This is a genomic window from Streptomyces sp. NPDC107471, assembly GCF_055582845.1.
The window spans coordinates 85,938-112,032 of record NZ_JBVJPC010000004.1 but is presented as its reverse complement, the minus strand read 5'-3'; the positions used below and the strand labels follow the sequence as shown (position 1 = coordinate 112,032).

Here is a 26,095-nt window from a genome sequence, read left to right as displayed (position 1 = left end):
AGGCCCGGCCCCCAGGAGGGGACCGGGCCTTCGACGTCGTACGGCTACGACCTAGTCGAGGTAGTCGCGCAGCACCTGCGAACGCGACGGGTGACGCAGCTTCGACATGGTCTTCGACTCGATCTGGCGGATGCGCTCACGCGTGACGCCGTAGACCTTGCCGATCTCGTCGAGGGTCTTCGGCTGACCGTCGGTGAGACCGAAGCGCATCGAGACGACGCCCGCCTCGCGCTCGGACAGGGTGTCGAGGACCGAGTGCAGTTGCTCCTGGAGGAGCGTGAAGCTGACCGCGTCGGCCGGGACGACGGCCTCGGAGTCCTCGATGAGGTCACCGAACTCACTGTCGCCGTCCTCGCCCAGCGGGGTGTGCAGCGAGATGGGCTCGCGGCCGTACTTCTGGACCTCGATGACCTTCTCGGGGGTCATGTCGAGTTCCTTGGCCAGCTCCTCCGGGGTGGGCTCGCGGCCCAGGTCCTGGAGCATCTGGCGCTGCACGCGCGCGAGCTTGTTGATGACCTCGACCATGTGCACCGGGATACGGATGGTGCGGGCCTGGTCGGCCATGGCGCGGGTGATCGCCTGACGGATCCACCAGGTGGCGTACGTGGAGAACTTGTAGCCCTTGGTGTAGTCGAACTTCTCGACCGCGCGGATCAGACCGAGGTTGCCCTCCTGGATGAGGTCCAGGAAGAGCATGCCGCGGCCGGTGTAGCGCTTGGCCAGGGAGACCACCAGGCGGAGGTTGGCCTCCAGGAGGTGGTTCTTGGCGCGGCGGCCGTCCTCGGCGATGATCTCGAGCTCGCGCTTGAGCTTGGGGGCGAGCTTGTCGGCGTTGGCGAGCTTGTCCTCGGCGAACAGACCGGCCTCGATGCGCTTGGCGAGCTCGACCTCCTGCTCGGCGTTGAGCAGCGGGACCTTGCCGATCTGCTTGAGGTAGTCCTTGACCGGGTCAGCGGTGGCACCGGCCACGGCGACCTGCTGGGCCGGAGCGTCGTCCTCGTCGTCGTCGGAGAGGACGAAGCCCTTGTTCTCGGCCCCCTCCTCTTCCTCTTCGCCGGGCTTGATCTCTTCGAGGACCTCTTCCTCGACGGCCTCGGCGTCATCCTTCTTGGCGGTCGTCTTCTTGGCCGCCGCCGTCTTCTTGGTGGCGACGGTCTTCTTCGCGGCCGCCTTCTTGGTCGCGACGGCCTTCTTCGCGGCGGGCTTCGCGGGCGCCTCGCCCTCGACTGCGGGCTCAGCGGCGGGAGCCGCCGGGGTGGCGGTGGCGGTGGCCTTCTTCGTGGTCACCGTCTTCGCCGCGACCGTCTTGGTGGCGGTGCGCTTGGCCGGACTCTTCGCTGCGACGCTCTTTCGGGTGCGCTTGGGCTCCGCGGCACTGACCATCAGCGTCACACCCTCTTCCTCGAGGATCTGGTTGAGGCTGCGCAGTACGTTCTTCCACTGAGTGGCCGGAATCTGGTCAGCTTCGAAGGCCCGACGCACGTCATCGCCGGCGATCTGCCCCTCAGCCTTTCCCCGCTCAATGAGAGCCATGACAGAGACGGACTCGGCGATCTCCGGCGGGAGCGTACGGGATGTGCTGGCCGACACGAACAACCTCTCGGAACGTTGGAAACGGCTTCCGGCCCCGTCCACAGCGGACAGGAGCCGACCACCGGCCTGGGAGTGGCCGACGGCGCGGGCGGGGGGCCGGGAAGATGCACAGCGCCTGAAACGGCGTCCGTATTCCTTCCGCGGCTGTCACCTCTTAGGTCATCGCGCTGTTCCCGCGAGCGTTACGCCCAATCTGCGTGGCCCGAGTCACACCCCGTAAGCAATCAAAAACGGTCAGACGTGGGCAGACGAGGTCACCCGTCTGGCCGGACCAGCAGAGCGCTCGACACCGTCACCGCGCCGCACCGTCGGACCCCGCAGGATCCGTGGAGATCCTGCGGGGTCCGACGGGGGCGGTTCGGCGGCCGAACGATGGCACAGGAGGGGAAGGCCACCCTCGACCGCGCCGCCCGCGGTGCGCGGTCAGTGCTCGCGCGGTGCCGGCACCACACGCTCCACCTCGGGATGGACGGTGAGCAGTTGCCGCATGGCCGCCTCGGCCGCCGCGGCGTCGCCGGTGGCGAGAGCGTCGACGATCCGGCCGTGGTGCGCCAAGGACGACTCGTTCGGCCGGTCACAGCCGGTGACCGGGCTGCCGGACACCTGGAGGGCGGCCGACACGATCCCGGAGAGGTGCTCCAGCATGCGGTTGCCCGCGAGCTGGATGAGCAGGGAGTGGAACTCGGCGTCGGCACGGGAGAAGGTGAGCGCGTCACCCTGGCTCATGGCGTGCCCCATGATCTCGACCATGTCACCGAGGCGCTGCTGCACGTCCTCCCGGCCATGGCCCGCGGCCAGGCGCGCGGCGAGCGGCTCGATCGTCCAGCGCAGCTCGCTCAGCTCGCGGCGCTGGTCGTCGCGCTGCGGCCCGAAAGCCCGCCATTCGATGATGTCCGGGTCCAGGAGGTTCCAGTCGCTGACGGGACGCACGCGCGTGCCGACGTTCGGGCGGGCACTGACCAGGCCCTTGGCCTCCAGGACGCGGAGCGACTCGCGGACGACGGTGCGGGAGACCTCGAAACGCTGGCCGATCTCCTCGGGGACCAGCGGCCGGTCGGCTCCCAGGTCACCGGAGACGATCATCTGGCCGAGCTGCTGGACGAGTTGGCCGTGCAGCCCGCGCCCGCGGCTGCCGGCGGCCCGTCGGCCCACCCGGCCCAGCTCCGGGTCCGAGCCGTCCCAGACGGGGACTCCGACGCGGCCTGCGGCCGGGGCCTCGGCGTAGGGGTAGCGGTCGAGATCGCCCGGGCCGGCCAGACCGGAGTCGGCGGAGCGGGCGGCGGTCATCATGGTGTGCGCAAGGGTACTCACGGATCCTTTGTCGGCGCCGCCCCCAACTCCCTTGAGGTCTTTGGTGAAAAGCACACGAAAGGGTGATCGCTCACCCCGTCGCAATTGACGCCTTATCGGAAAGAAATGCGCTTTCCTCGGGAAGTTGTGCGCAGGTCGGGACCGGAAGCGCGCGGACGGTCGTCATCGGACCCTGCTCCGCAGGGTGGTGAGCAGATATGCGCACAGCAGAGCGGTCAGGGACAACGTCAGTGCGCCGCCCACGGGTTGGGCGATCACCCGCACGACCGCGGCGAGATAACGCTCTCCGCCGAAGGGCCATTGCAGCAGGAACACCTCGCGCAGCCGCGCGGGAAACCCCGCCGCAGCTCGCACGGACGCCCCTTCCAACGCTTTGTCCACGAGGGGTACGACGAGAACGGGCACGGCGACCACAGCGGCGAGCCCGGCTGTGGTTGACCGGAAGAGGCCGGCGGCCAGGACACCGGCCCAGGCGCATCCGACGACGAGCCCGAACCAACTCGCGCTCAGCGACAACCAGTTTGCGGGAACTTCCGCGAGTTCCCGTCCGTAGACGAGGTAGAGCACTTCGGCGTCGCAGCCCACTGTGAGGAAGGCCAGCCCCAGCGCGGTGACGGCGGCGACCACGAGTTTCGCGGTGAGCAGTCCCAGCCGGCGGGGGACGGTGCCCCGGTCCGTGGCCAGGGCGGGGTGGCGGAACTCGTCGCCGAAGGCGAGCGCACCGAGCAGCCCAGCCCCGAGCGCAGCCGGAGGCAGGGGCAGCTCCCTCGGCCACGCGGCCAGCAGACGCGCCTGCGGCGTGTGACCGACCCGTGCCAGGAGTACGGCGGTGAGGGCGGACGTGACGAGTACGGCCGCGCCGGTGAGGAACCCGGTACTGATCCCCACCGCCCGGCGCAGTTCGTACCGCAGGGGTCGCAAGGGGCTGGGAGCGGACCTGACGGAGATGGGGGGCGGGAGGGGGGGTAGGGGGGCGGCGGGGGGCCTGGAAATGGTGGTGAGACTCGCAGCCACGCCCTCTGTCTCCACGGTCGGGCCGCTGTGGGCCTCTGGGCCGTCGTACCCCTCCTGGTCGCTGCGCGCGCCCGGGCCGTCGGGCACCACCAGGCCATCGGGCGTGTGCGAGTCGGTCTGCGAGGGGAGGCCGCCGCGCGCTCGGCCCCCCTGTGCCGCCATCCCTGTCCCTCCGGCAGTCCCGTCGCTCATGGCGGCCTGAGTCGGGTGAGAGGGCTCCCCGGGGAACGATGCCCCGCCCGGCCCCATGTCCCCGACCTCATCGGCGAGTTGGTGGACCAGAACGCCGTGTCGGAAGGCCGTCTCGCCGACCTCGGCGCATGTACTGCCGTACACGGAAAGACGGTTGCCGCCTTCCCGGACGACTTCGACGGAGCGCTGAGTCGTCCGGGCCTCCTTGGCAAGCAGGGCGGCGAGGCGGACGGCGTGGGGCGTGCGGACGGCGACACGGGGGCGGAGCCTGGTGCGCGCGAACTCCGAGGCGGTCTGGTCCGCGACGAGCCTGCCCTGTTCGAGCGTGATGACGTGGTCTGCGGCGCGCGCGGCCTCTTTGGGCTCGGACGTGGTGAACAGAACGGTGCCGCCCTGGCCGGCGTGCGCTCGGAGCATGCCGTGCAGCCACTGGCTCTCACGCGGGGACAGCCCGTCGGTGGGGTCGTCCAGCACGAGGGTGTGCGGGTCCGACAACAGGACGCAGGCGAGGCCCAGGCGGCGATCCATGCCCCGGGACAGGGTGCCGAGCCGCTCGTCGCGCAGGCTGACCAGGCCCACCATTTCGAGTACTTCGTCGGCACGCCGGACCGGTACGCCTGCCGCGGCACACAGCATGCGCAGATGACCGCGGACGGTGCGCGCGGGATGGCCGGGCACCTCGCCCATGAGTACGCCGACCTCGCGCGAGGGGTGCGCGATGCGATGCAGGGGGCGGCCTCTGAAGTAGGTGAGTCCACGCCCCTGTTGGAGTTCGAGCATCAGTCTGAGCGCTGTCGTCTTGCCCGCCCCCGTCGCTCCGAGAAGCGCGGTGACGCGGCCCGAACGGGCTTCGAAGGACACGTCGTCGACCGCGGGCGGAAAGTCCTTGCGGGAATTGCTGGTCAGTCCGAACGCCTGGATCACCCGTAGCAAGATAGCGGGTTATGTCCGGTTTTCCGGGCTGTCACACTTCGGGGCGCAACATCGGGGGGTTGAGAAGAGTGGCACCGCCGGCCCGGAAGAGCTGAGCGGGGCGGCCGCCCTGGCGGGTGGTCGTGCCGCCGGTGGGGACCAGGAAGCCCGGCGTGCCCGTCACCTTGCGGTGGAAGTTGCGTGGATCGAGCGCAACGCCCCACACCGCTTCGTAGACGCGACGCAGCTCGCCGACCGTGAACTCGGGCGGGCAGAACGCCGTGGCCAGCGACGAGTACTCGATCTTCGAACGGGCGCGCTCCACTCCGTCCGACAGGATCTGCGCGTGGTCGAAGGCGAGCGGCACGACCGGCTCGCCGTCCCGGCCGTAACCACCCTGCTGCAACAACTCTTCGACGGGCGCCCACCGGGCGTTGCTGGCGTCCCCGCCGGCCCGGGGTGCGGGCAGGTCGGGGGCGAGGGCGAGGTGGGCGACGCTCACCACGCGCATCCGGGGATCCCGCTTGGGGTCGCCGTAGGTCGCGAGCTGCTCCAGGTGTGCTCCGTTGTCCTGCACGGGAACGGCCGGGTCATGGGCACGCAGCCCCGTCTCCTCGGCCAGTTCGCGCGCGGCGGCCTGCGCCAGATCCTCATCGGCCCGCACAAAACCGCCGGGAAGCGCCCAGCGCCCCTGGAACGGCGGCTCACCCCTGCGTACCGCGAGCGCGCACAGGGCGTGACGGCGCACGGTCAGTACGACCAGGTCCACGGTGACAGCGAAGGGCGGGAAAGCTGACGGGTCGTAGGACATGCGGCGATCATAGTCGTCTGCCTGACGATAAACACTCCATTCGGCAGTCGCATCGGGGCCCGCGCTCCCGCCACCCGAACAGGTCCCGCCTTACCCTGCCTGCCGTTGCCGGAAGGGGTGCCGAACAGGTGTCGCGCGAGGTCAAGCGCCCAGTTGCAGTCCTTCGGCAGCCTCCTCGACCATGGCGAGCCCGAGTCTGCTGACCCGTACCGAGAACGGAGCCCCCGCGATCCTCAGTCCGGTCAGACCGATCTCGCCGAGAGGCGCGCTGCGCACGGGACGCAGTGTCACCGTCCCCGCCGGGACGTCCGGTCGGATTCCGGTGAGGGAACTCAGGAGCAGCACTCCGGAGGCCGCGGCCGTGGCAGCCGGACGACAGGCCGCCGGGTGGGGAAGGGGAGCGCTCCCGTCGGTGCGTTGCTCGCCCGCGAACATCTCGGGAAGCCGGTGACCGAAGGCCTCGGCCGCGGCCAGCAGACCGCGCAGGAGCGAGCCGGCCTCCTTCTCGTATCCGGCGGCGCCGAGGCCCACGACGCCGATCGCTGTCTCGTGGACTCTCACGGCACCCGTGCGATGGCCGAACGGGTTGTAGCCCGCCTCTCTCGTGCCGAGGCCGCGCAGCCCCCAGCCCGAGTCCATGGCCGGGCTTCCGAGCAACCGGGCGAACTGCTCGATCTGCACCCTGTCGAGCAGGCAAGGTGCCTGCTCGCCCCCGCCCCGCAGGCCGGTGTCCAGGAGATGGACGGCCGCGGCGCCCAGGTGCGGAACGAGACGTCCGTCGGGGGCTCGCGCTGCCGCCGGCCGGCCACCGCTGCGGTCGTCGATCCAGAAGTCCTTGCGGAAGGCCGTGCGCAGTTCGCCGGCCCACTGCCGCAGGGCAGCTCCGCCAGGTCTGTCGAACGCGTCGAGCAGGTCGGCACCGAGGACGGCCGCACGATGCGCATGCGCCTGCGTCTCGCAGCGGACAGGGCCGCCGGGCTGCGGGTCGCAGAGGTATGCGCCCTCCCCCACGGCTCCCCGCAACCAGGTCAGGCACCGCTCGGCCGCGGGCAGCAGCTCTTCCACCTCCTGCGGCGAGAGCCCCCAACGGAAGGCCTCGGCGAGGAGAGCGGGGAAAAGCAGGGTTGCCTCGGTGCCCGTACAACCAGGAGGAAGGTGCGCGCCGGCGTCCCGGCGCGGCCCGGGGATCATGCCGGACTGCGCTGTCTGTCCGCGGAGTTGGGTGCGCGCGAGGGTGCGCAGCGTCCCGGCGGCGAGGCGGGTGCCGAGCGGCAGTGTCATCCGGGCCGCGACGAGCGCGTCGGCCGGAGCGAGGCCACAGCGCCAGGGGGCTCCGGCAGCGAGGTGAGTGTCGGTGGGGTGTGCCGGGTCGCGCAGGAGTAGGGACTGGAGATCGTCGATGCTCGTGTGCAGGAGCGGCTGGACGGCGGCGTGATCTCCCGTCGCGCGGGCGGACGCCAGCGGACTGGTCGCCGCGCGTCCCACAGCCCGGACCGGGCCCGCACCCTCCGGACGCACCCGTAGTTCCAGGTTGACCGTGCCGCCTGGAGGCAGGTCGAACTCCCAGCGGAGCAGGCCCGCTGACGCGAGCGCGTCGGTGGGTGGTGGGTCGGCGGTGACCGACGCTCCGCCGGCCGCGCAGGACCAACGCAGCCCTGAGTCGTGGACGATCGCGGGCAGCTCCGGTCCCGCGCGACCCGATGCGATCGCGCCCAGGTCGGCCAGGTCCGTGCCGAGTGCCACCTCCACAGGTAGTCGCAAAGGTCGAGCTGCGGCGCTGTGCAGCGTGACGCGTTCGGTTCCGTCCGCGTGGCGGGTTCGCTCCACGACGACGTCAGGGTCCGGGCCTCCGCCGTGGGAGACCCGCGCGGTGGCCACGAAACGCGCGCGATCCGCCGCGGTCGGTCGAGCCTGGACCGCGAGTGGCTCCCGGCCGGCGACCCGGACCTGACACCGGGAGAGCACACGTCGGCCCGCACGGTAGAAGCCCTCCAGCCCCTGTCCCGTCAACTGCCCCTGCTCCGTGGAGATGGCGAGGCCCGGAAGCGCCACGCTGATGATGACGGAGTGAGCCGGGGGAAGTTCTGCCGGCCCCCTGGGAGCCGAGGAGGATTTCTGTGGGGGCGCTTCGGACGGGACGGGTGAAGGTGATCGGGCAGGACGATTCGCCGTCGGGGGCGGAGTCCTGCCCTGCCTCGACCATGTGGACGGACGGCTTACGGGCCGTGTCGGCGGAGACGGTTCACGCTCCCACGACAGCGAAGGAGCGGTGTCCTTCCTGTCCGGTCCCTGGGGCAGGTTTCGGCGGTGTTCCGAGGCCGTCGCGGTGTGCTGGGTGCCGGTAGGGAACCTCGGCTCGGGCCTGCCAGTGTCCGTGGCCCGCGGTGGCGAGCCGACGGTTCCTGGCCACCCCGTCGTCGGCGCGTCGAGGGCGGGCAGGCCGTCGTCGGTGGAGGGCGGAGTCGGCTGATGCAAGGGGCGCTTCCTCTGCGCTCTGCGCGGCTCGGTCGTGTCAGCCGCTCGGTGCGGGGCTCCTGAAGGACATGGGCGGTGCGGCGGTACGGTCCGGTTGGGGGTTCCGCCACTCAGGTGAACGGGGTGGGCCTGTTCAGGGTCACGCCCCCGGGCCCGGAAGCCGACCGAATGGCGGCGGCCGGGAGCATTCAGCCGACGGCACAGGCGTGACCACCCGCGCGTGACCCTCTTCCAGCAGTCACTCATCCCTCCTCCTCGGCGGCACCGCCCCCGGACCGCGTGCCCTCAGGCCGGCGTGCGTCGCCCTTGCCCGTGGTGCGGCGGACAGCACCGGGCCGTGTACCGCGGGCAGCTCGCGAGCGAGGGCGGGCCTCCTCGGCGCAGGGCTCACGGCCCTCCGCATTCGCGGATCGGGAACCGGCATCGGTGCGAGCGCCGGGGTGTACGCGCTTGCGTCGGCGGGAGGTTGTGGTGGGGGGTGGGGTCGGCGAGGTGCGTGAAAGTGCGTCCCCCTGACTCGTGTCAGCGCCAAGCGAGGACGCCTCCTGGCTCCCGTCTGACGCCTCCTGGCTCCCGTCAGGACCGGCCGCGTTCGGCCACGTCATGTCCTCGGTCATGTCCGCCTCCGCGTCCGCGCTCTGATCGGCCTCCGGCCGCGCGCGCAGATCGCCCTCCTCGCGGCTCTTCCGTTCCGCGCGCAGGCAGCGGCGGATGGCTTCCGGGTCGAGCCCCTCGTTGCAGGCCTGGTGCAGGAGCCGAGCGAAGAGGTAGCTGGGGTCTGCGCCGAGGGCCATGGCCAGCGCCTCCCTGGCCTCGATCTCGTCGCCCGAGGACCAGGCGACCCAGCCGGCGAGGGTGAGTGGCGCAGCCGCGTGCTCGCCGTAGGGTCCGACGCACCGGCGGGCCAACGCGCGCCACAGGCGCAGGGCGGGTCCGGCCTCCTCCGCCTCCATCCACTCGGCGGCATGGTCCCGGGTGGTGCGGTCCTGCAAACCGAGGATGAGTTGCGCCGCGTCGTCGTGCTCGAGCAGTTCATCGTCGCGCAGGTCGGAGCGGAGCTGGCCCGATACGGGCGCCGCCTCGGCGAAGCGTGCCATGGTGCGCCTGGCCAGGTGCAGTGTCGCCTCGGCCACGGCTGCCCGGCCAGCCGCGTCGAACATCTTCGGCACGAGGGCCATGCCGGCGGTGTCCAGGGCGATCTCCTGTTCCAACGCGGCCGCCGTCTCCCAGGGCTGCAACCTGGCCCGCAGCTCGCGCAGTGTGCCGCGTACCTGCAGTCCGGCGTACGTGGCCGCGGCGGCGAGCACCGACGTGCCGGGCAGGCCCATGGGGAGCCCCTCCACGGGGCAGCAATCCTGGCTGGGACAGCAGTACGACCAGTAGCGGCTGTCGGAAATGCACAGCGCCTCGATTACAGGGACGTCGAGTCGGCCGCACTCCGTGCGCAGCAGCCCGGCGAGTGGCGCGAGCCGCTCGGTGATCTGCCTGCCCGTCTCACCGGGTGCCGGTTCCTGGCAGAGGTAGGCAACCATCTGCTCGGGGCGGCCGCCCCTGCGCTCGCTGCCGGTGATCAGGCCGTGCGCGAGCTGCCGGGCCACGGCCGGCCAGTCGTCCTTGTTTGCCGGAATACCCAACCGGGCCCGTCCCCCGAACCGCCCGCGGCCGCCCCTGTCGTGCAGCGCGACCAGGACGATGCTGTCCTCGGGTCGATATCCGAGCAGGTAGGGCAGGGCGTCCGCCAGTTCGCCCGGTGTCCGCAGGGTGACCTGGTGCTCGGCACCATGTGCGTCGAATCCGACCCGGTCTCCGATCCCCGGCCCACTGCGGCTGTCCGACCCGTGGCTGTCTCGCCCGTCGCTGTTCAGCCCGCTGCTGTTCCGCTCTTCGTCCCCGCTCCGCCCATGCCCGTTCTGTCCGCCGCCGCTAGCCCCACGCCCTGCGCCGTCCCTCCCGCCACCGTCCCGCCCGTAGCTGTCCGGTCCTCCGCCGTTCCGCCCGTAGCTGTCCGGTCCGCCGCCGTTCGCTCCACCGCCACTACGCCCGTCACGTCCGGGAACCCGACTCTCGTCCTTGCCAACACGCCCGTCATGTCGAGGGACCCGGCCCTCACCGTCACCGCTCCCCCCGCCGCCGATCCGTCCGCTGTTGTTGCCGTTTGCGGCGGGTCCCGTCATTTCGCTGTGGTTCGTCATGCGCAGACGATCTCGCGAAACTCAGCGTTCCGTTTGGGCCTGTGGATAAGTCCGATCAGGGCCACGACAAGCCACAACGGCTTCCGCCCCGTCGTCCACAGCCGGACCGCCGAGCCGCCCCGTTGTCGGAGGCGTCCTGTTGTATGGAGGCATGACGCACATGAGCAAGACGGAGCTGCGCGAGGCCGCCGACCGGATTCTCGTCCGGCTCGTCGGGGACAGCACCGGATCGGCGCGGCTGCGCGAGGACCAGTGGCGGGCGATCGAGGCGCTGGTGGCCGACAAGCGCCGGGCCCTGGTCGTGCAGCGCACGGGGTGGGGCAAGTCCGCGGTGTACTTCGTGGCGACGGCCCTGCTGCGTGAGCAAGGCGCCGGGCCGACCGTGATCGTCTCTCCGCTGCTCGCGCTCATGCGCAACCAGGTCGAGGCCGCCGCCCGGGCCGGCATCCACGCCCGGACCATCAACTCCTCCAACCCCGAGGAGTGGGAGACCATCCGCGCCGAGGTCGCCGCGGGCACGGTGGACGTGCTGCTCGTGAGCCCCGAGCGGCTCAACAACCCGGACTTCCGCGACAACGTCCTGCCCGAACTGTCCGCCACCACCGGCCTCCTCGTCGTCGACGAGGCACACTGCATCTCCGACTGGGGCCACGACTTCCGCCCCGACTACCGCCGGCTGCGCACCATGCTCACCGACCTGCCGGCCGGGGTCCCGGTGCTGGCCACCACCGCCACGGCCAATGCCCGGGTCACCGCTGACGTGGCGGAGCAGTTGGGTACCGGCACCGGCTCGGACGCGCTTGTCCTGCGCGGTCCGCTCGACCGGGAGAGCCTGAGCCTCGGCGTGCTGCAGCTCCCCGACGCGGCCCACCGGCTGGCCTGGCTCGCGGATCATCTGGACGACCTGCCGGGCTCCGGCATCATCTACACGCTGACGGTGGCCGCGGCCGAGGAGATCACCGCCTTCCTGCGGCAGTGCGGACACACCGTCGCCTCGTACACGGGAAAGACGGAGAACGCCGAACGCCAGCAGGCCGAGGAAGCCCTACTGGCGAACAAGGTCAAGGCGTTGGTGGCCACCTCCGCGCTCGGCATGGGGTTCGACAAGCCCGACCTCGGCTTCGTCGTCCACGTCGGCTCGCCCTCCTCCCCCATCGCGTACTACCAGCAGGTCGGCCGCGCCGGACGAGGCGTGGAGCACGCCGAGGTGCTGCTCCTGCCCGGCCGCGAGGACGAGGCGATCTGGTCCTACTTCGCGTCCGTCGCGTTCCCGCCCGAGGAAGCCGTACGACGCACCCTGGACGCCCTCGCGCGCGCGGACCGCCCGCTGTCGCTGCCCGCGCTCGAACCGCTGGTGGAGCTGAACCGCACGCGCCTGGAGATCATGCTCAAGGTGCTGGACGTGGACGGCGCGGTCCACCGGGTCAAGGGCGGCTGGATCGCCACCGGAGCGCCCTGGTCGTACGACTCCGAGCGCTATGCCTGGGTCGCCAAGCAGCGCGCAGCCGAACAGCAGGCCATGCGCGACTACGCCACCACCACGAGCTGCCGAATGGAGTTCCTGAGGCAGCAGTTGGACGACGAGCAGGCGGCTCCCTGCGGCCGCTGCGACAACTGCGCCGGGCCCCGTTTCACCACCGACATCTCCCCTGCCGCCCTGGACACGGCGGGTGGTTCGCTCTCCCGCGCGGGTGTCGTGGTGGAGCCCCGCCGCATGTGGCCCACGGGTCTCCCGGCCATCGGCGTGGATCTGAAGGGCCGTATCCCGACCGGCGAACAGGCTCTGCCGGGCCGGGCTCTCGGGCGACTGTCGGACATCGGATGGGGCAACCGGCTCCGGCCGCTGCTCGCACCGCAGACTCCGGACGCTCCCGCCCCCGACGACGTGGCGAACGCCGTCGTGACCGTCTTGGCCGACTGGGCCAAGTCACCGGACGGCTGGGCCTCCGGCGCCCCGGACGCGCCGACCCGCCCAGTCGGGGTGGTGACCGTTCCCTCGCGCAGCCGGCCGCACTTGGTGCACTCACTCGGAAATCGGATCTCCGCCGTCGGACGCCTCCCCTACCTGGGCTCCCTCGCGTACACGGACCACTCCGACGACCTCTCCCTGCCCCGCACCAACAGCGCCCAGCGACTGTGTGCCCTCCATGGGGCCCTCGTCGTGCCTCCGCCGCTGCGGGAGGCGCTGCAGGCGGCGGACGGCCCCGTACTGCTCGTCGACGACATGACCGAGACTGGCTGGACCCTCGCGGTCGCCGCCCGGCTGCTGGTGCGGTCAGGTGCGCAGGGGGTGTTGCCTCTGGTGCTGGCCGTGCGCGGTTGAGCGCGCAGCGGAGGCGCCGGCGCCTCCTGCGCGCCCCGATTTCGGCCACCGGTCATCAAGCTCGGACGGCCCAGGCGTCGCCCGGCAAAACACTGGGTAGTGATATATGCGACGAACCGTCTGATTCGGGTCGGCGGGCCCAATTGCTCGTTGCCGCAACCAAGTTCGACAGGAAGAATTGAGGTCCGCTCCCCGCACGGCCTCGTCCGTTGACCGGTAGGGCTCTGCTGCGGTGCGCGCTCCCCCGAATCCGACCCCGCCCGCCGTATGGGCGCGTAGCCGAAGGGAGGACCGTGACCTTCGGATTCGCTCCGTCCTCCGCGGCGTCCACGTCGTCAGCCGACCTGTCCGCCGCATCCGCCAACCCTCTGGCCCGTCTGCTCGAACCCGCCGAGTGGGCCGAGGCCGGCATCCCGCTGCTGCGCAACCCGCGCGAGGTCGTCAGCGGGCTGCACTCGCGGCACCGCCCCAAACCGGCGACGGCGATCGTGGCGGTCCTCGATCCGGACGAACGGCTGCGCGCGAGCGCCTCGTTCACGCGTCGCCCGGCACCGGCCGACGGCTGGATGTTCCGGAACACGCTGCTGTCCCAGTTGCGCCGGGTGATCCCGCACGATCTGCGGCGCCGCACTCCCGTACGGACCGCCGTGCTGCTCTACTGCCGTGAGGGCGACGCACGTTGGACGGAGGAGGACGGCGCGTGGATGTGGGGTCTGCGTGACGCCTGCACCCTGCACGGGCTGCGCTGCGGGGCGTACATCACGCTGACGCGCGACGGATGGCAGGTGCTCGGCGAGGGACGCGGCGGACGCCGGCCGAACGCGGACTCGGCGCCGGAACCCTTTGCCACGTCCGAGTCACCGCCTCTGCTGCCGCGCACCGGCGGCGCCGCCTCGGAGGTCCTGCGCCGCGTCGCGGCCCGCTGAGCCCGAGACCGGCGGATCACCGTTCCCAGGCCGTACGTCGGTGACGTACGGCCCCCGGTGCCTTGATCACGTACGGCACCCGACGAGCCGGGCGCGGGGGTCTCTGGATGGCGCGGCGACAAGCCGGACGCCGCCTCCTGGAGCGAACACGGCGGGTTGGAGTCCGAATCGACGGCCCGATCAGACGCGGGCATGCCTAAGGACTCGCCGTGCAGGTGCCGCGCGAGCGGCACCTTTCCTCACCCCCCGGGGCCACTGGCCCCACCGGCACCGGCTCAGACGCCGACGCCCAGCACCGAGTTGATCTGCTGCGGGTCACCGCAGACGATCAGCAGGGCACCTGCCCGGGCGTGGGCCAGAGGCAGCGCCTCGGCGACAGCCGCGGCGGAACCCCCGTTGACGGCGACGACGACCACGGGACGGGACACGGCACGCGAGGCCGCGGTGGCGTCCGCGTAGAACACGTCGTCACCGGCGTCGTGCTGGGCCCAGTAGGCGGCTTCGCCGAAGGACAGCTCATGGGTGGCCCACGGATGCTGGTCGCCGGTGGTGATCACCAGCACCTCACCGGGGGCACGGCCCGACTCCAGCAGGAGATCGACGGCTTCCTCGGCAGCGTCGAGCGCACCGGTGGCCGAAGCCGGGATGAGCTGGATCTGCGGGGCCGCCGGAGCCGGGACCGGAGCAGGGGCGGGGGTGACGGGGGCTGCGGGGCCCGGCACTGCGGGCTTGGCCACGGCCACGTCATGAGGCGTCCGCTGCACCGGCGGCCCGGGCCGCAGAGGGCCGGGACGACCGGGGCGCGGCGGAGCCACAGGACGTGGACCGGGTACGGGACGAGGGGTCGGCGCGATGCGGCCACTGGCCGGAGTGGCGCGGGGACCCTGGGCACTCTCGTGAATCTGAGGCTCCTCGGGAATGAGAGGCATGGGCTGATTTTTATCAAACGGTGGTGCGGCTCGCGTCAGCGGGTGGCACATCAGTGCGAGCGGAATCGTCAGAAATCGAAGCCGAGCTGGCCCTCGATTGCCGGAACGCTTCCCTCCGCCCAGCTACGGGCCTTCTTGAGGTGCCGCCACTGGGGCAGCGCATCAAGATACGCCCACGACAACCGGTGGTACGGGGTGGGGCCCCGTACCTCCAGCGCGGCCTTGTGCACGGGTGAGGGATACCCGGCGTTGGCCGCGAAACCGAAGTCTGCATGGTCGATACCCAGTTCGGCCATCATTTTGTCGCGCTGCACCTTGGCGATCACCGAGGCCGCCGCGACGGCCACACAGGACTGGTCGCCCTTGATCACGGTCCGGACCTTCCAGGGCGTCCCGAGATAGTCGTGCTTCCCGTCGAGGATCACTGCGTCCGGCCGGACCGGTAGCGCCTCCAGGGCGCGCACGGCGGCGGTCCGCAGGGCGGCCGTCATGCCCAGGTCGTCGATCTCCTCCGGAGTCGCGTGACCCAGGGCGTACGACGTCACCCATGTCCGCAGTATCTCGGCGAGTTCGGTGCGGCGCTTGACGCTGAGCAGCTTGGAGTCGGTGAGGCCTTGGGGCGGTCGGCGCAGTCCGGTGACCGCCGCGCAGACGGTGACCGGGCCGGCCCAGGCACCTCGGCCCACCTCGTCGACACCGGCGATGATCTTCGCTCCGGTCGTGGCACGAAGAGAGCGCTCGACGGTGTGAGTAGGCGGTTCGTACGGCATGGCGCCCTTAGCGTACGCCGCTCGGATCACCCGGCGACACCCCGGTTCCCCTGACGGCGCCGAGAGGTCCAGGACAAGCGCTCATCGCCCGTCCGGCCGCAGCAGCGGCAGCACGAACTGGTCGATCATCTCTTCGAGATCCTGGTCGCCCCATTCGCTACCGCGCATCTTGGAGCGATACATCATCATGGCGGGGATGGCGTCGAAGACATAGTCGTTCGTCGCGTCAGGACGCACCTCGCCCCGCTCTACTCCACGGGTGATGATCTCGCGGAGCAGCTTGACGCTCGGCTCCACGACTCCGTTGAAGATCACGGCATGGAAGCGCTCAGCCTGCGCCTGGTCGCATTCGTGAATGACGGATCGCAGTGCGAAGCCGGGGCGCGAGAACATCGCCTCGCGTGCCAGGCGGCACAGCTCGAGCAGGTCCTCGCGCACACCGCCGAGGTCAGGCACTTCCTCGAAGCGCGGCAGTCCGGCTCGCAGGGCGTCCGCGACGAGATCCTCCTTGGACGGCCAGCGACGATAGACCGCGGCCTTGCCAGTCTGGGCTCCGGCGGCGACGCCTTCCATCGTGAGGCCGTTCCAGCCGACCGTGCCGAGCTGCTCCAGGGCGGCGTCGAGAATCGCACGCTCCAGCACGGCGCCGCGCCGACGGGGGGAGGCCGTCTGAGCGGGGGCGGCCGTCCAGCGCGAGGTAACCATCTGAGTGTCTCCAGCGAACAGGGAAGCGGGGATTGCGGGGAGGGGCGGAACGCCGCGCAGCGACAAGGGGGGACACGCGCGCGCCAACAAACTTAAGTGAACGCTTGCGTTCACTACTCGGGACTCACTACCGTTGACGCAACAGTGAACGCGACCGTTCACTAACGCGCTCGTGGGGGACCCATAGTGACAACCTCTCAGTTGATCAAAGATCAGAAACCAGGTGCGGCCCGCCGGGAAGGACGCCCCGGAATCGCGCTCGCCGTCATCGCGGCCTGCCAACTCATGGTGGTCCTCGACGCGACGATTGTGAACATCGCGCTGCCGCACATTCAAGACGCTCTCCAGTTCAGCACCACCGACCTCACATGGGTCGTCAGCGCCTACACGCTCACCTTCGGCGGCCTGCTGCTTCTCGGCGGCCGCGCAGGTGACATCCTCGGGCGTCGCCGGGTCTTCATGACCGGCATCCTGCTGTTCACCTTCGCCTCGCTGCTCGGCGGTCTCGCCCAGGAGCCCTGGCAACTGCTGGCCGCCCGTGTTCTGCAGGGCGTGGGTGGCGCGATAGCCTCGCCGACCTCGCTGGCGCTGATCACCACCACGTTCCCCGAAGGGCCCGAGCGGAACAGGGCCTTCGGTGTCTTCGCCGCCGTCTCCGCGGGCGGTGGCGCCATAGGCCTCCTCGCGGGCGGCATGCTCACCGAGTGGCTCGACTGGCGCTGGGTGCTCTTCGTCAACGTGCCGATCGGCGTGCTGATCGCGGTGCTCACCCCGCTGTACATCAGCGAGTCCCAACGGCACAGCGGCCGCTTCGACATCGCGGGCGCCCTGACCTCCACAGGAGGCATGGCCCTGCTGGTCTACGGCTTCATCCGCGCGGCGGACGAGGGCTGGCGCGACAACCTGACCCTCGGGTCCTTCGGCGTAGCCGTGGTGCTCCTGCTCGCCTTCGCCTTCATCGAGTCGCGCGCCAAGGAGCCGATCACCCCGCTGCGGATGTTCGCCGACCGCAACCGCTCGGGCACGTACATCATCATGCTGAGTCTCGCCGCCGCGATGTTCGGCATGTTCTTCTACATCGTGCTCTTCGTCCAGAACGTGCTGGACTACACCCCGATCGAGGCCGGTCTCGCCTTCCTGCCCGTGACGGTCGTCATCGCGCTGGGCGCGGGCCTGTCGCAGCGGTTTCTTCCGGTGCTCGGCCCCAAGCCGTTCATGCTCACCGGTTCGGCACTCGCCCTGACCGGACTCGCCTGGCAGTCGCTCATCAGCTCCGACAGCTCCTACGTCGGCGGGGTGCTCGGCCCCATGCTGATCTTCGGCTTCGGCATGGGTCTGAACTTCGTGACCCTGACGATCACCGCGGTCTCCGGTGTCGCCCAGCACGAGGCCGGCGCGGCCTCCGGACTGCTCAACACCACACAGCAGGTGGGTGGTTCGCTCGGTCTGTCCATCCTGACGACGGTGTTCGGGTCGGCCAGCAGGGACGAGGCGGAGAAGCAACTGCCGCACTTCATGGCCGACGGTTCGGCGGAGCAGAAGGCGGAGTTCGCCAAGACGCACCAGCTCCCCGCCCCGTGGGGACACGAGGTGCTCGCCCAGGGCATCTCCTCGGGCTTCGTGGCGGCCGCCTCGATGGCCGTACTCGCCCTCGTCAGCGCCTGGTTGGTGATCAAGGTCCGCAAGAGCGACCTGGAGGCGCTCGCCGGCACGGCGGGCCCGGGCATCGGCTGAGGGAGCCGGTTTCCCGATGAGCCGTGGATGGCCGGACCATGTCCGAGGGGTCGACGCCGAGGACGACGGTCCGGCCATCCGCGTCAGAAGGACCATGTGCAGCAGAGGGAACAGCGCCGACCACCCCATCACCACACCCCGCCCCTCTCGTGTGCCTTACTGCGTACCGACCCGTTCGTCGCACAGCGACTGTCATGACAACGAGCGGCCGATTACGCAGAGTTCCCGACATGCACGGAGAGTTTCGACGACGTGATCGGGGTCGGTCGGTGCAGGGCAGGACGGGCTGCTACTCCGACACCTGCAACCACTCCGGAAACGCCTCGGTCCGCCGCACCCAGTCGGTCGGCGGCGTCCCCGCCTTGCCCCCGGCGATCACACCGCCCACGATGGCGCAGGTCGTGTCCACGTCGCCGCCGACCTGGGCGGTCGTCCAGAACGCCTCCTCGTAGTCGCCCAGGGACCGGGCGGCCGACCAGAGGGCGAACGGCACGGTGTCGTGGGCCGTCGTACGGCGCCCGCAGCCCAGCACGGCCGCCACGGTGGTGGCGTCGCCGTAGTCCAGCATGTCGCGGGCCCGCCGCAGCCCCGCACCGACCGCACTCTTCGGGACGAGTGCGATGACACCGTCCAGCAAGGCGGCGGGGCTCGGCGGTCCGCCGGGGCCGGCGGCCAGCGCAGCGGCAGCGGCGACGGCCATGGCACCGACGACGGCCTCCCGGTGCTGATGCGTGGGGTAAGCCGAGATCTCGGCCTGGTGGGTCGCCTGCTCCGGATCGTCGGCGTAGAAGGCTCCGAGCGGTGCGATACGCATGGCGGCGCCGTTGCCCCAGGACCCCTGCCCGTTGAAGAGGGCCGCGGCGAGCTCACGCCAGTCACCGCCCTCGCGGACCAGGCGCAGGAGTCGGTTGACGGCGGGCCCGTAACCCCGGTCGAAGTCATGGTGGTCGGCGAAGGACCGGGCCAGGGCGTCCTGGTCGATGCGGTGGTGTGCGGCCAGCACGGCCACGACCGAGCAGGCCATCTCGGTGTCGTCCGTCCACTGCCAGTGGCCGGGAGGCAGCTCGCGGTTCTTCAGCAGGGGGTAGTTCACGGGCACGAAGAACTGCGAACCCAGCGCGTCTCCCACGGCCAGGCCACGCAGACTGGCCAGGGCGCGGTGCAGGGGTTCCTGGGGTGCGGAGTCAGCGGTCATCGGTCTACCACTCTAATCGGTGATGCCGTACGGCTCCGGCTCCCGCCAGCGATTGAAGGGCCGGTCAAGTGCGTATTTGCCGTCGTCCCCGAGAACGAGCATCCGCATCTCGGCGTTCCCCGGATTCGACAGCGACTCGAACTCGGCGACCGTCCAGTGGAACCAGCGCATGCAGAACAGCCGCATGGCCAGGCCGTGCGTCACGATCAGCACGTTCGGCGGATGGTCGGGCGCCTCGAAGCTGCGGAACAGGCTCTCCAGGAAGCCGCCGACGCGGTCGTACACGTCGGCCCCGGACTCGCCCTGGGCGAAGCGGTAGAAGAAGTGCCCGTAGGCGTCGCGGTACGCCTTCTGGAGGCGTACGTCGTCACGGTCCTGCCAGTTCCCCCAGTCCTGCTCCCGCAGCCGGGGCTCCTCGCGTACGCGTATGAGCTCGGGGTCCAGGTGGAAGGCGCGGAGGGTCTCGTGTGTACGGCGGTAGGGGGAGACGTACACGCTGACGCGTTCGCGGCCCAGCACCTCCCGCAGCCGTTTCCCGGTCTCCTCCGCCTGCTGCCAGCCCCGTTCCGTCAGGGCGAGGGCGTGGTCGGGCTCGCGTTCGTACACGGTGTCATCAACATTGCCCGTTGACTCCCCGTGCCGGACAAGGACGATTCGCCGTGGTCGTGCCATGCCAAGACCCTAGATCGGGAGAGGGCGTATCGAGCAGTCGTACGGGCTCCATACGGCGTAGGTCACACATTTCCCGCACCATCGTCCACCCGCAGGCGCACTTCTGGTGAGTCGGAATTTCAAACTGTCCAGGCCGGTTCGAGGTCCAGGATGTCACCCGTGAGGGCGGCGACGTCGGCCTCGGTCTGGGCCCGCAGGGCGAGCCGCTCCACGCGTTCGGTGCGGTACTTGCCGTGCTCGGCGGCCGACCGCCACATCGAGAGCACCAGGAACTCGTTGCCCGGGGCCTCGCCGAACAGGCCCCGGATCATGCCGGGCGAACCGGCCATCGCCGGGTTCCAGACCTTCTCCTGCATCAGGGTGAAGTGCTCCGCGCGCTCCTCATGGACGCGGCAGTGGGCGAACCGCACCAGATCGGCGTCGGTGAAGCGGGGCTCGAAGCCCGTCTTCACGTCGAAGCGGTAGTCGAACAGCTTGACCTGGATGTCCTTGAACGTGCCTGACTGGGCCGCCGCGAGCCGGTCGTGGGAACGCGCCATGAAGGAGTCGTAGAAGGAACGGCTCTCCCAGAAGGAGAAGATGTGCGCCACACCCTGCCGCCCCCGGCTCCAGCCTCCGCCCTGTCCCCGAAACCCCGGCTCTCCCAGAAGCCCCGCCCACTTTCGCTGCCCCCGCTCGAACCCGCGGCGGTCCACCACGGTGCAGCGAATCCACTTGACCAGCACCGCGCCATGGTAAGGCCACGGGGCGTGGCGCCGGTCACGCTCGGCGGCAGAGGCGACCCACGAGTGTCGGACGCGCGTGGCAGGATGGACAACCGGTCTTGCCTGACCGGCAGTTCGGGCCCTGGGCGCTGGGGGAAGGGGAAATCTGGTGAGCGGCATCAACAAGGGGATCCGCAAGGTCGAGGTCTCGCTCAAGTGGGATCCGAGTCCAGCGGGTCAGCCGGCCACCGACCTGGACATCGTCGCCGCGACCTACGTGGCGAGCGATCCGCACGGTGATCCGGCCTATGTGGTGCACTTCGACAGCCGTTCACCCGACGGCACGATCTATCTCAACCGGGACAGCAAGGACGGCAAGGGCTTCGGCTGGGACGAGGTCATGACCCTCGAACTCGACCGGCTGGACGCCCGGTACACGCGCGTGGTCGTCGGCACCGTCATCCAGCAGCGCTCCGCGCACCGCACCTTCGTCGGCGTGATCAATCCGGGCCTGCGCATACGCGAGGGCTACACGGTCCTGGCCGAGGACGACTTCGGCGGCGTCCTCGGCGCCACGGCCGCGAAGGTCGCGGAGTTCGTGCGCCAGGAAGACGGCACCTGGGACTTCCACCCGGGGATCAGCGGTTTCGAGGAGGACCCCGCGACGTTCACCCGGAGCATGGGCCGGGCGTGACGCGTCAGCCGGCGGTCCGGCCCGGGACCGTCGGCAACACCGTCTCGGCGACGCGGAACAGCGCGAGGTCGTCGGGCAGGACGTCGTCCTGACGCCATATGGAGACCGCGTAGTAGCCGCCGCCGTCCTCGGTGTCCTTGGCGACCAGCAGGCTGCGGGCGATGCCGCCGGGGCCGGTGTCGACCTTGCCGCCACCGAGGTTGAACTTGAGGGCGATGGTCCGGTCCGAGTAGAGGACCGCCGGGTGCCCGCCCACCGTCCTCTTCTCCGCCGAACTCCCCAGGAAGCCGGCCATCTCGACCACGGGGACGTCGTCGTCGGACGTCGAGAGCTTCACGGAGTAGGTGGAGAGCTGGACCTCCGCCTCAGGTGTGACGGTCTTGGTGCCGTCGGCCCAGTCGCCCACGCTCTCGTTGCCGCTGGCGTTCATCGCGTACTCGGTCGGCGTGCCCAGCAGAGTGGGCAGGTCCGCCCGGTTCAGCGCCATGCACAACTGCACGCCTGAGACGGGCTTCGACGGCCGGGCGTCGTCCGACGTGTGGCACTCGGCCGGCTCCGGGTCACTGGACTTCTGCTGAAAGGTCCCTGACAACAGAAGAGCGGCGAGCCCTCCGACCAACACCAGCGCCGCCAGGGCCTGTCCCCACTCGTTCGGCGCCTTCTCGGACTGTCTCACGCCCTGCGCCACATCGGCGGCCTGCTGCTCTGCCATGTTCCCCGTGTCCCCCACCCTGCCGTTCGCGCCGGTCGTGCGCTGGGGGAGCCTAACGTGTGATCTTCCGGTGGAGAAACGGAAAAGCCGAAGGCGGTGCGGTCGAGGTCCGACCGCACCGCCCTGGTGGCTAACTCAGATCAGCTACAGCCGCTGGTCGAACCGCAGCCCTCGCAGATGTAGCAGGAACCGGCCCGCTGCATCTTCGTACCGCAGGAGAAGCAGAGCGGGGCGTCGGCCTGGATGCCCAGTTGCATCTCCACCAGCTCGGCGCTGGTGTGAGCCTGCTGCGGGGCGGGCTTGGCCGCCTCGACCTCGGCCTTCGGCGTGGCGACCGCCTTCAGCTCCTGGGTCCGCGGCGCCGACTGGGCCAGACCCTCGACGTCGACCTCCTCCTCGGTCGGCTCGTAGGAGCCGGTCTCGAGGTGGCGCTGACGCTCCTCGGCGGAGTGGATGCCGAGCGCGGAGCGGGTCTCGAAGGGCAGGAAGTCGAGCGCCAGGCGGCGGAAGATGTAGTCGACGATCGACTGCGCCATCCGCACGTCCGGGTCGTCCGTCATGCCGGCCGGCTCGAAGCGCATGTTGGTGAACTTCGAGACGTACGTCTCCAGCGGCACGCCGTACTGGAGGCCGACGGAGACCGCGATGGAGAACGCGTCCATCATGCCCGCGAGGGTGGAGCCCTGCTTGGACATCTTCAGGAAGACCTCGCCGAGACCGTCGTCCGGGTAGGAGTTGGCGGTCATGTAGCCCTCGGCGCCGCCGACCGTGAAGGACGTGGTGATGCCGGGACGGCCCTTGGGGAGGCGCTTGCGGACCGGACGGTACTCGATGACCTTCTCGACCGCCTCGCGGATGGTCGCCTCGGCCTTCTCCGTGACCTCGGTCTTCTCCTTCTCCTTGGTCTTCGCGGAGAGGGGCTGGCCGACCTTGCAGTTGTCGCGGTAGATGGCGAGCGCCTTGACGCCCATCTTCCAGGCCTCGAAGTAGACCTCTTCGACGTCCTCGACGGTCGCCGACTCCGGCAGGTTGACCGTCTTGGAGAGCGCACCCGAGATCCACGGCTGGATCGCGGCCATCATGCGGACGTGACCCATCGCGGAGATGGAACGCTCGCCCATCGCGCAGTCGAACACCTCGTAGTGCTCGTGCTTGAGGCCGGGGGCGTCGATCACATTGCCGTGCTCGGCGATGTGGGCGACGATCGCCTCGATCTGCTCCTCCTGGTAGCCCAGGCGGCGCAGGGCCTGCGGGACCGTGCCGTTGACGATCTGCATCGAGCCGCCGCCGACCAGCTTCTTGAACTTGACCAGCGCGAGGTCGGGCTCAAGACCGGTGGTGTCGCAGGACATCGCGAGACCGATGGTGCCGGTCGGGGCGATGACGGACGCCTGGGCGTTACGGAAACCGTTCTTCTCGCCGAGGCGCAGCACGTCCTGCCAGGCCTCCGTGGCGGCGGCCCAGATCGGCGTGTCCAGGTCGTCCATACGGACGGCCTTGGTGTTCTCGTCGGAGTGCTGCTTCATGACCCGCAGGTGCGGCTGGGCGTTGCGGGCGTAGCCGTCGTACGGGCCGACGACCGCGGCGAGTTCGGCGGAACGCTTGTACGACGTGCCGGTCATCAGGGAGGTGATGGAGCCGGCGAGGGCACGGCCGCCGTCGGAGTCGTAGGCGTGGCCGGTCGCCATCAGCAGGGCGCCGAGGTTGGCGTAGCCGATGCCGAGCTGGCGGAACGCGCGCGTGTTCTCGCCGATCTTCTGGGTCGGGAAGTCAGCGAAGCAGATGGAGATGTCCATCGCGGTGATGACGAGCTCGACGACCTTCGCGAAGCGCTCGACCTCGAAGGACTGCTTGCCCTTGCCGTCGTCCTTCAGGAACTTCATCAGGTTCAGCGAGGCGAGGTTGCAGGACGTGTTGTCCAGGTGCATGTACTCGCTGCAGGGGTTCGAGCCGTTGATACGGCCGGACTCCGGGCAGGTGTGCCAGTGGTTGATGGTGTCGTCGTACTGGATGCCCGGGTCGGCACAGGCCCAGGCGGCCTCTGCCATCTTGCGGAACAGCGCCTTGGCGTCGACCTCCTCGATGACCTCGCCGGTCATGCGGGACGTCAGTCCGAACTTGCCGCCCTGCTCGACGGCCTTCATGAACGTGTCGTTCACGCGGACCGAGTTGTTGGCGTTCTGGTACTGGACGGACGTGATGTCGTCGCCGCCCAGATCCATGTCGAAGCCCGCGTCGCGCAGGGCGCGGATCTTCTCCTCTTCCTTCACCTTGGTCTCGATGAAGTCCTCGATGTCGGGGTGGTCGACGTCGAGGATGACCATCTTGGCGGCGCGACGCGTGGCGCCACCCGACTTGATCGTCCCTGCGGAGGCGTCGGCACCGCGCATGAAGGAGACCGGACCCGAGGCGTTGCCGCCCGAGGACAGCAGTTCCTTGGAGGAGCGGATGCGCGAGAGGTTAAGGCCGGCACCGGAGCCGCCCTTGAAGATCATGCCCTCTTCCTTGTACCAGTCGAGAATCGACTCCATGGAGTCGTCGACGGACAGGATGAAGCAGGCGGAGACCTGCTGCGGCTGGGGCGTGCCGACGTTGAACCACACAGGGCTGTTGAAGCTGAAGATCTGGTGCAGGAGGGCGTACGCCAGCTCGTGCTCGAAGATCTCCGCGTCGGCGGGCGAGGCGAAGTACTTGTAGTCCTCGCCGGCCTTCCGGTAGGTCTTCACGATGCGGTCGATGAGCTGCCTGAGGCTCACCTCGCGCTGAGGGGTGCCGACGGCACCGCGGAAGTACTTGCTGGTGACGATGTTGACCGCGTTCACCGACCAGAAGTCGGGGAACTCGACGCCACGCTGCTCGAAGTTGACCGAGCCGTCGCGCCAGTTGGTCATGACGACGTCACGAAGCGCCCATTCCACCTCGTCGTACGGATGCACGCCGGGGGTGGTGTGGATGCGCTCGATGCGCAGGCCCTTGTTCGCAGTCGCCTTGGTGCCCTTGGCGCGGGAACTCCGTGCCGGACCGCTCGCCGTCTCTGTCATGCCGCCTCCCTGTACGGGCGTAAACGCCCTGAAGTGCCCCGTTGTTCCCGTGGCACGGTGTTCTGTCTGGTATTGCGGGCACCCACTCACTACCGCCCGCAACAGATCCTGGTTCGCCGCCGTCCGGCCGGCCCGGGGTGCTGGCCCGGTCCGGCCCGCCGATCAGTCGGCGGCGCGGGCGGGCTCGGGGACTTGAGCAGTCCCTCCGGGCCCGCGCTCGTCTTCTTGGCTCCCCGCGGCGGCCTCGTCGCCGCCCTCAGCCGCTCCGCGGTCCTCGTCGTCCGCGGCGGGGGGTCCCGTGTCTTCCCTCAGTTCCGCGATCGCCGCCTCGAAGTCCTCGAGCGAGTCGAACGCCCGGTAGACGGAGGCGAATCGCAGATATGCGACGAGATCGAGCTCCTGCAACGGGCCGAGTATGGCCAGCCCCACGTCATGGGTGGTCAGCTCGGCGCTTCCGGTGGCCCGCACCGCCTCCTCGACCCGTTGGCCGAGCTGGGCGAGCGCGTCCTCGGTGACAGGCCGTCCCTGGCACGCCTTGCGCACACCGTTGATGACCTTGGTACGACTGAAAGGCTCGGTGACCCCGGACCGCTTGACCACCATCAGCGAGCACGTCTCCACGGTCGTGAAACGACGGGAGCAGTCCGGGCACTGGCGGCGCCTGCGAATCGACGTGCCGTCGTCGGTCGTACGACTGTCGACGACGCGGCTGTCGGGGTGCCTGCAGAAGGGGCAGTGCATGAACTCCCAACCTCCTCACAGCAGACTCAATAGCCTCGCTGAGCCCCATGGGCCCCTCGAAGCAGCCCCAAGCATAGGCGATCGCTGCGGGCGTGGAGACCCGGGGGACCACAACTTCTGGGCTGCTGTAGCAATCCAAGCACTACATGTAGGGATTGGCACGGCATACACGCCGTACACCCCGTGTCGCGCCCGTATTGGCATGTGCCATAGGGCCGGTCCCGGCGCCGGGCTAACACGACGCACAGCCGTATCCCTGCGACGCATGCGGAGATACCGTGGGCGCCACAAGGAGGGGACGTGGGATTCCCGCACAGATGGGAGCCGGTACCGGGCCCGCGGGGCACCGGGTGGCAGACTGGGGCAACAACCGGCGAGGTCGCCATCCGGCGGTGAAGAGTACAGCAATGGGCCCTTTTGTTCGGCAGGCGGCGCGTTAGCCATACACC

19 protein-coding genes are annotated in these 26,095 nt (G+C 70.0%); 4 read left to right on the top strand and 15 right to left on the bottom strand.

Annotated features, from left to right (window positions below):
• Nucleotides 1-51: 51 nt before the first annotated feature.
• The 6 genes from ACZ66S_RS14380 to ACZ66S_RS14355 form a co-directional block, all read right to left on the bottom strand.
• Nucleotides 52-1,590: an RNA polymerase sigma factor gene (locus ACZ66S_RS14380; RefSeq protein ID WP_469901834.1), complete on the bottom strand. Its 1,539-nt coding sequence runs from the start codon at nt 1,588-1,590 to the stop codon at nt 52-54.
• 426 nt (nt 1,591-2,016) lie between these two features.
• A complete protein-coding gene (locus tag ACZ66S_RS14375; RefSeq protein ID WP_469901833.1) occupies nt 2,017-2,904 on the bottom strand; it encodes a FadR/GntR family transcriptional regulator in 888 nt (295 codons plus the stop codon).
• Nucleotides 2,905-3,066: 162 nt separating this feature from the next.
• Nucleotides 3,067-5,034, bottom strand: a complete 1,968-nt coding sequence (locus ACZ66S_RS14370) for an ABC transporter ATP-binding protein (RefSeq protein ID WP_469901832.1) — start codon at nt 5,032-5,034, stop codon at nt 3,067-3,069.
• 40 nt (nt 5,035-5,074) lie between these two features.
• Nucleotides 5,075-5,833 (bottom strand): NUDIX hydrolase, encoded by a 759-nt coding sequence (locus ACZ66S_RS14365; RefSeq protein ID WP_469901831.1) that lies wholly within the window; start codon nt 5,831-5,833, stop codon nt 5,075-5,077.
• A 141-nt stretch (nt 5,834-5,974) separates the two neighbouring features.
• Nucleotides 5,975-7,885 (bottom strand): glycogen debranching N-terminal domain-containing protein, encoded by a 1,911-nt coding sequence (locus ACZ66S_RS14360; protein WP_469901830.1) that lies wholly within the window; start codon nt 7,883-7,885, stop codon nt 5,975-5,977.
• A gap of 665 nt (nt 7,886-8,550) precedes the next feature.
• The gene (locus tag ACZ66S_RS14355; RefSeq protein WP_469901829.1) at nt 8,551-10,500 is read right to left on the bottom strand and encodes a DUF4192 domain-containing protein; all 1,950 of its coding nucleotides are present in this window, start codon (nt 10,498-10,500) and stop codon (nt 8,551-8,553) included.
• Nucleotides 10,501-10,651: 151 nt separating this feature from the next.
• Between ACZ66S_RS14355 and ACZ66S_RS14350 the strand changes: the two genes are divergently transcribed.
• Together ACZ66S_RS14350 and ACZ66S_RS14345 are read left to right on the top strand one after the other, a co-directional pair.
• On the top strand, nt 10,652-12,823 hold the full coding sequence (locus tag ACZ66S_RS14350; RefSeq protein WP_469901828.1) for a RecQ family ATP-dependent DNA helicase: 2,172 nt from the start codon (nt 10,652-10,654) through the stop codon (nt 12,821-12,823).
• A 293-nt stretch (nt 12,824-13,116) separates the two neighbouring features.
• Complete coding sequence (locus tag ACZ66S_RS14345) at nt 13,117-13,749, top strand: hypothetical protein (RefSeq protein ID WP_469901827.1); 633 nt, start codon at nt 13,117-13,119, stop codon at nt 13,747-13,749.
• Between the two features lie 275 nt (nt 13,750-14,024).
• Here ACZ66S_RS14345 and ACZ66S_RS14340 read toward each other — a convergent pair whose 3' ends face one another.
• The 3 genes from ACZ66S_RS14340 to ACZ66S_RS14330 all read right to left on the bottom strand — a co-directional run bounded on the left by ACZ66S_RS14340 (nt 14,025) and on the right by ACZ66S_RS14330 (nt 16,153).
• Entirely contained in the window at nt 14,025-14,678 is a 654-nt protein-coding gene (locus ACZ66S_RS14340) for a hypothetical protein (RefSeq protein ID WP_469901826.1), read from the bottom strand.
• 68 nt (nt 14,679-14,746) lie between these two features.
• Entirely contained in the window at nt 14,747-15,448 is a 702-nt protein-coding gene (locus ACZ66S_RS14335) for a ribonuclease HII (protein ID WP_469901825.1), read from the bottom strand.
• An 81-nt stretch (nt 15,449-15,529) separates the two neighbouring features.
• Nucleotides 15,530-16,153 (bottom strand): TetR/AcrR family transcriptional regulator, encoded by a 624-nt coding sequence (locus ACZ66S_RS14330; RefSeq protein ID WP_469901824.1) that lies wholly within the window; start codon nt 16,151-16,153, stop codon nt 15,530-15,532.
• 186 nt (nt 16,154-16,339) lie between these two features.
• Here ACZ66S_RS14330 and ACZ66S_RS14325 point away from each other — a divergent pair, with 186 nt between their 5' ends.
• Complete coding sequence (locus ACZ66S_RS14325) at nt 16,340-17,887, top strand: MFS transporter (RefSeq protein WP_469901823.1); 1,548 nt, start codon at nt 16,340-16,342, stop codon at nt 17,885-17,887.
• Nucleotides 17,888-18,176: 289 nt separating this feature from the next.
• Here ACZ66S_RS14325 and ACZ66S_RS14320 read toward each other — a convergent pair whose 3' ends face one another.
• The 3 genes from ACZ66S_RS14320 to ACZ66S_RS14310 all read right to left on the bottom strand — a co-directional run bounded on the left by ACZ66S_RS14320 (nt 18,177) and on the right by ACZ66S_RS14310 (nt 20,479).
• Nucleotides 18,177-19,082, bottom strand: coding sequence for an ADP-ribosylglycohydrolase family protein (locus ACZ66S_RS14320; RefSeq protein WP_469901822.1), 906 nt, complete (start codon nt 19,080-19,082; stop codon nt 18,177-18,179).
• 12 nt (nt 19,083-19,094) lie between these two features.
• Nucleotides 19,095-19,754: a histidine phosphatase family protein gene (locus ACZ66S_RS14315; protein WP_469901821.1), complete on the bottom strand. Its 660-nt coding sequence runs from the start codon at nt 19,752-19,754 to the stop codon at nt 19,095-19,097.
• A 119-nt stretch (nt 19,755-19,873) separates the two neighbouring features.
• Nucleotides 19,874-20,479, bottom strand: a complete 606-nt coding sequence (locus ACZ66S_RS14310) for a YdbC family protein (protein WP_351990707.1) — start codon at nt 20,477-20,479, stop codon at nt 19,874-19,876.
• A 148-nt stretch (nt 20,480-20,627) separates the two neighbouring features.
• Here ACZ66S_RS14310 and ACZ66S_RS14305 point away from each other — a divergent pair, with 148 nt between their 5' ends.
• Nucleotides 20,628-21,152: a TerD family protein gene (locus ACZ66S_RS14305; RefSeq protein WP_469901820.1), complete on the top strand. Its 525-nt coding sequence runs from the start codon at nt 20,628-20,630 to the stop codon at nt 21,150-21,152.
• A 4-nt stretch (nt 21,153-21,156) separates the two neighbouring features.
• On the opposite strand, the gene ACZ66S_RS14300 is transcribed toward ACZ66S_RS14305, so the two are convergent.
• The 3 genes from ACZ66S_RS14300 to nrdR form a co-directional block, all read right to left on the bottom strand.
• Nucleotides 21,157-21,864 carry a DUF6215 domain-containing protein gene (locus ACZ66S_RS14300; protein WP_469901819.1) on the bottom strand — a complete coding sequence of 236 codons (708 nt, stop codon included), beginning with the start codon at nt 21,862-21,864 and terminating at the stop codon, nt 21,157-21,159.
• A 140-nt stretch (nt 21,865-22,004) separates the two neighbouring features.
• Nucleotides 22,005-24,905, bottom strand: coding sequence for a vitamin B12-dependent ribonucleotide reductase (locus tag ACZ66S_RS14295; protein ID WP_469901818.1), 2,901 nt, complete (start codon nt 24,903-24,905; stop codon nt 22,005-22,007).
• A 162-nt stretch (nt 24,906-25,067) separates the two neighbouring features.
• Nucleotides 25,068-25,646: a transcriptional regulator NrdR gene (gene nrdR, locus ACZ66S_RS14290; protein WP_469901817.1), complete on the bottom strand. Its 579-nt coding sequence runs from the start codon at nt 25,644-25,646 to the stop codon at nt 25,068-25,070.
• Nucleotides 25,647-26,095: the final 449 nt, after the last annotated feature.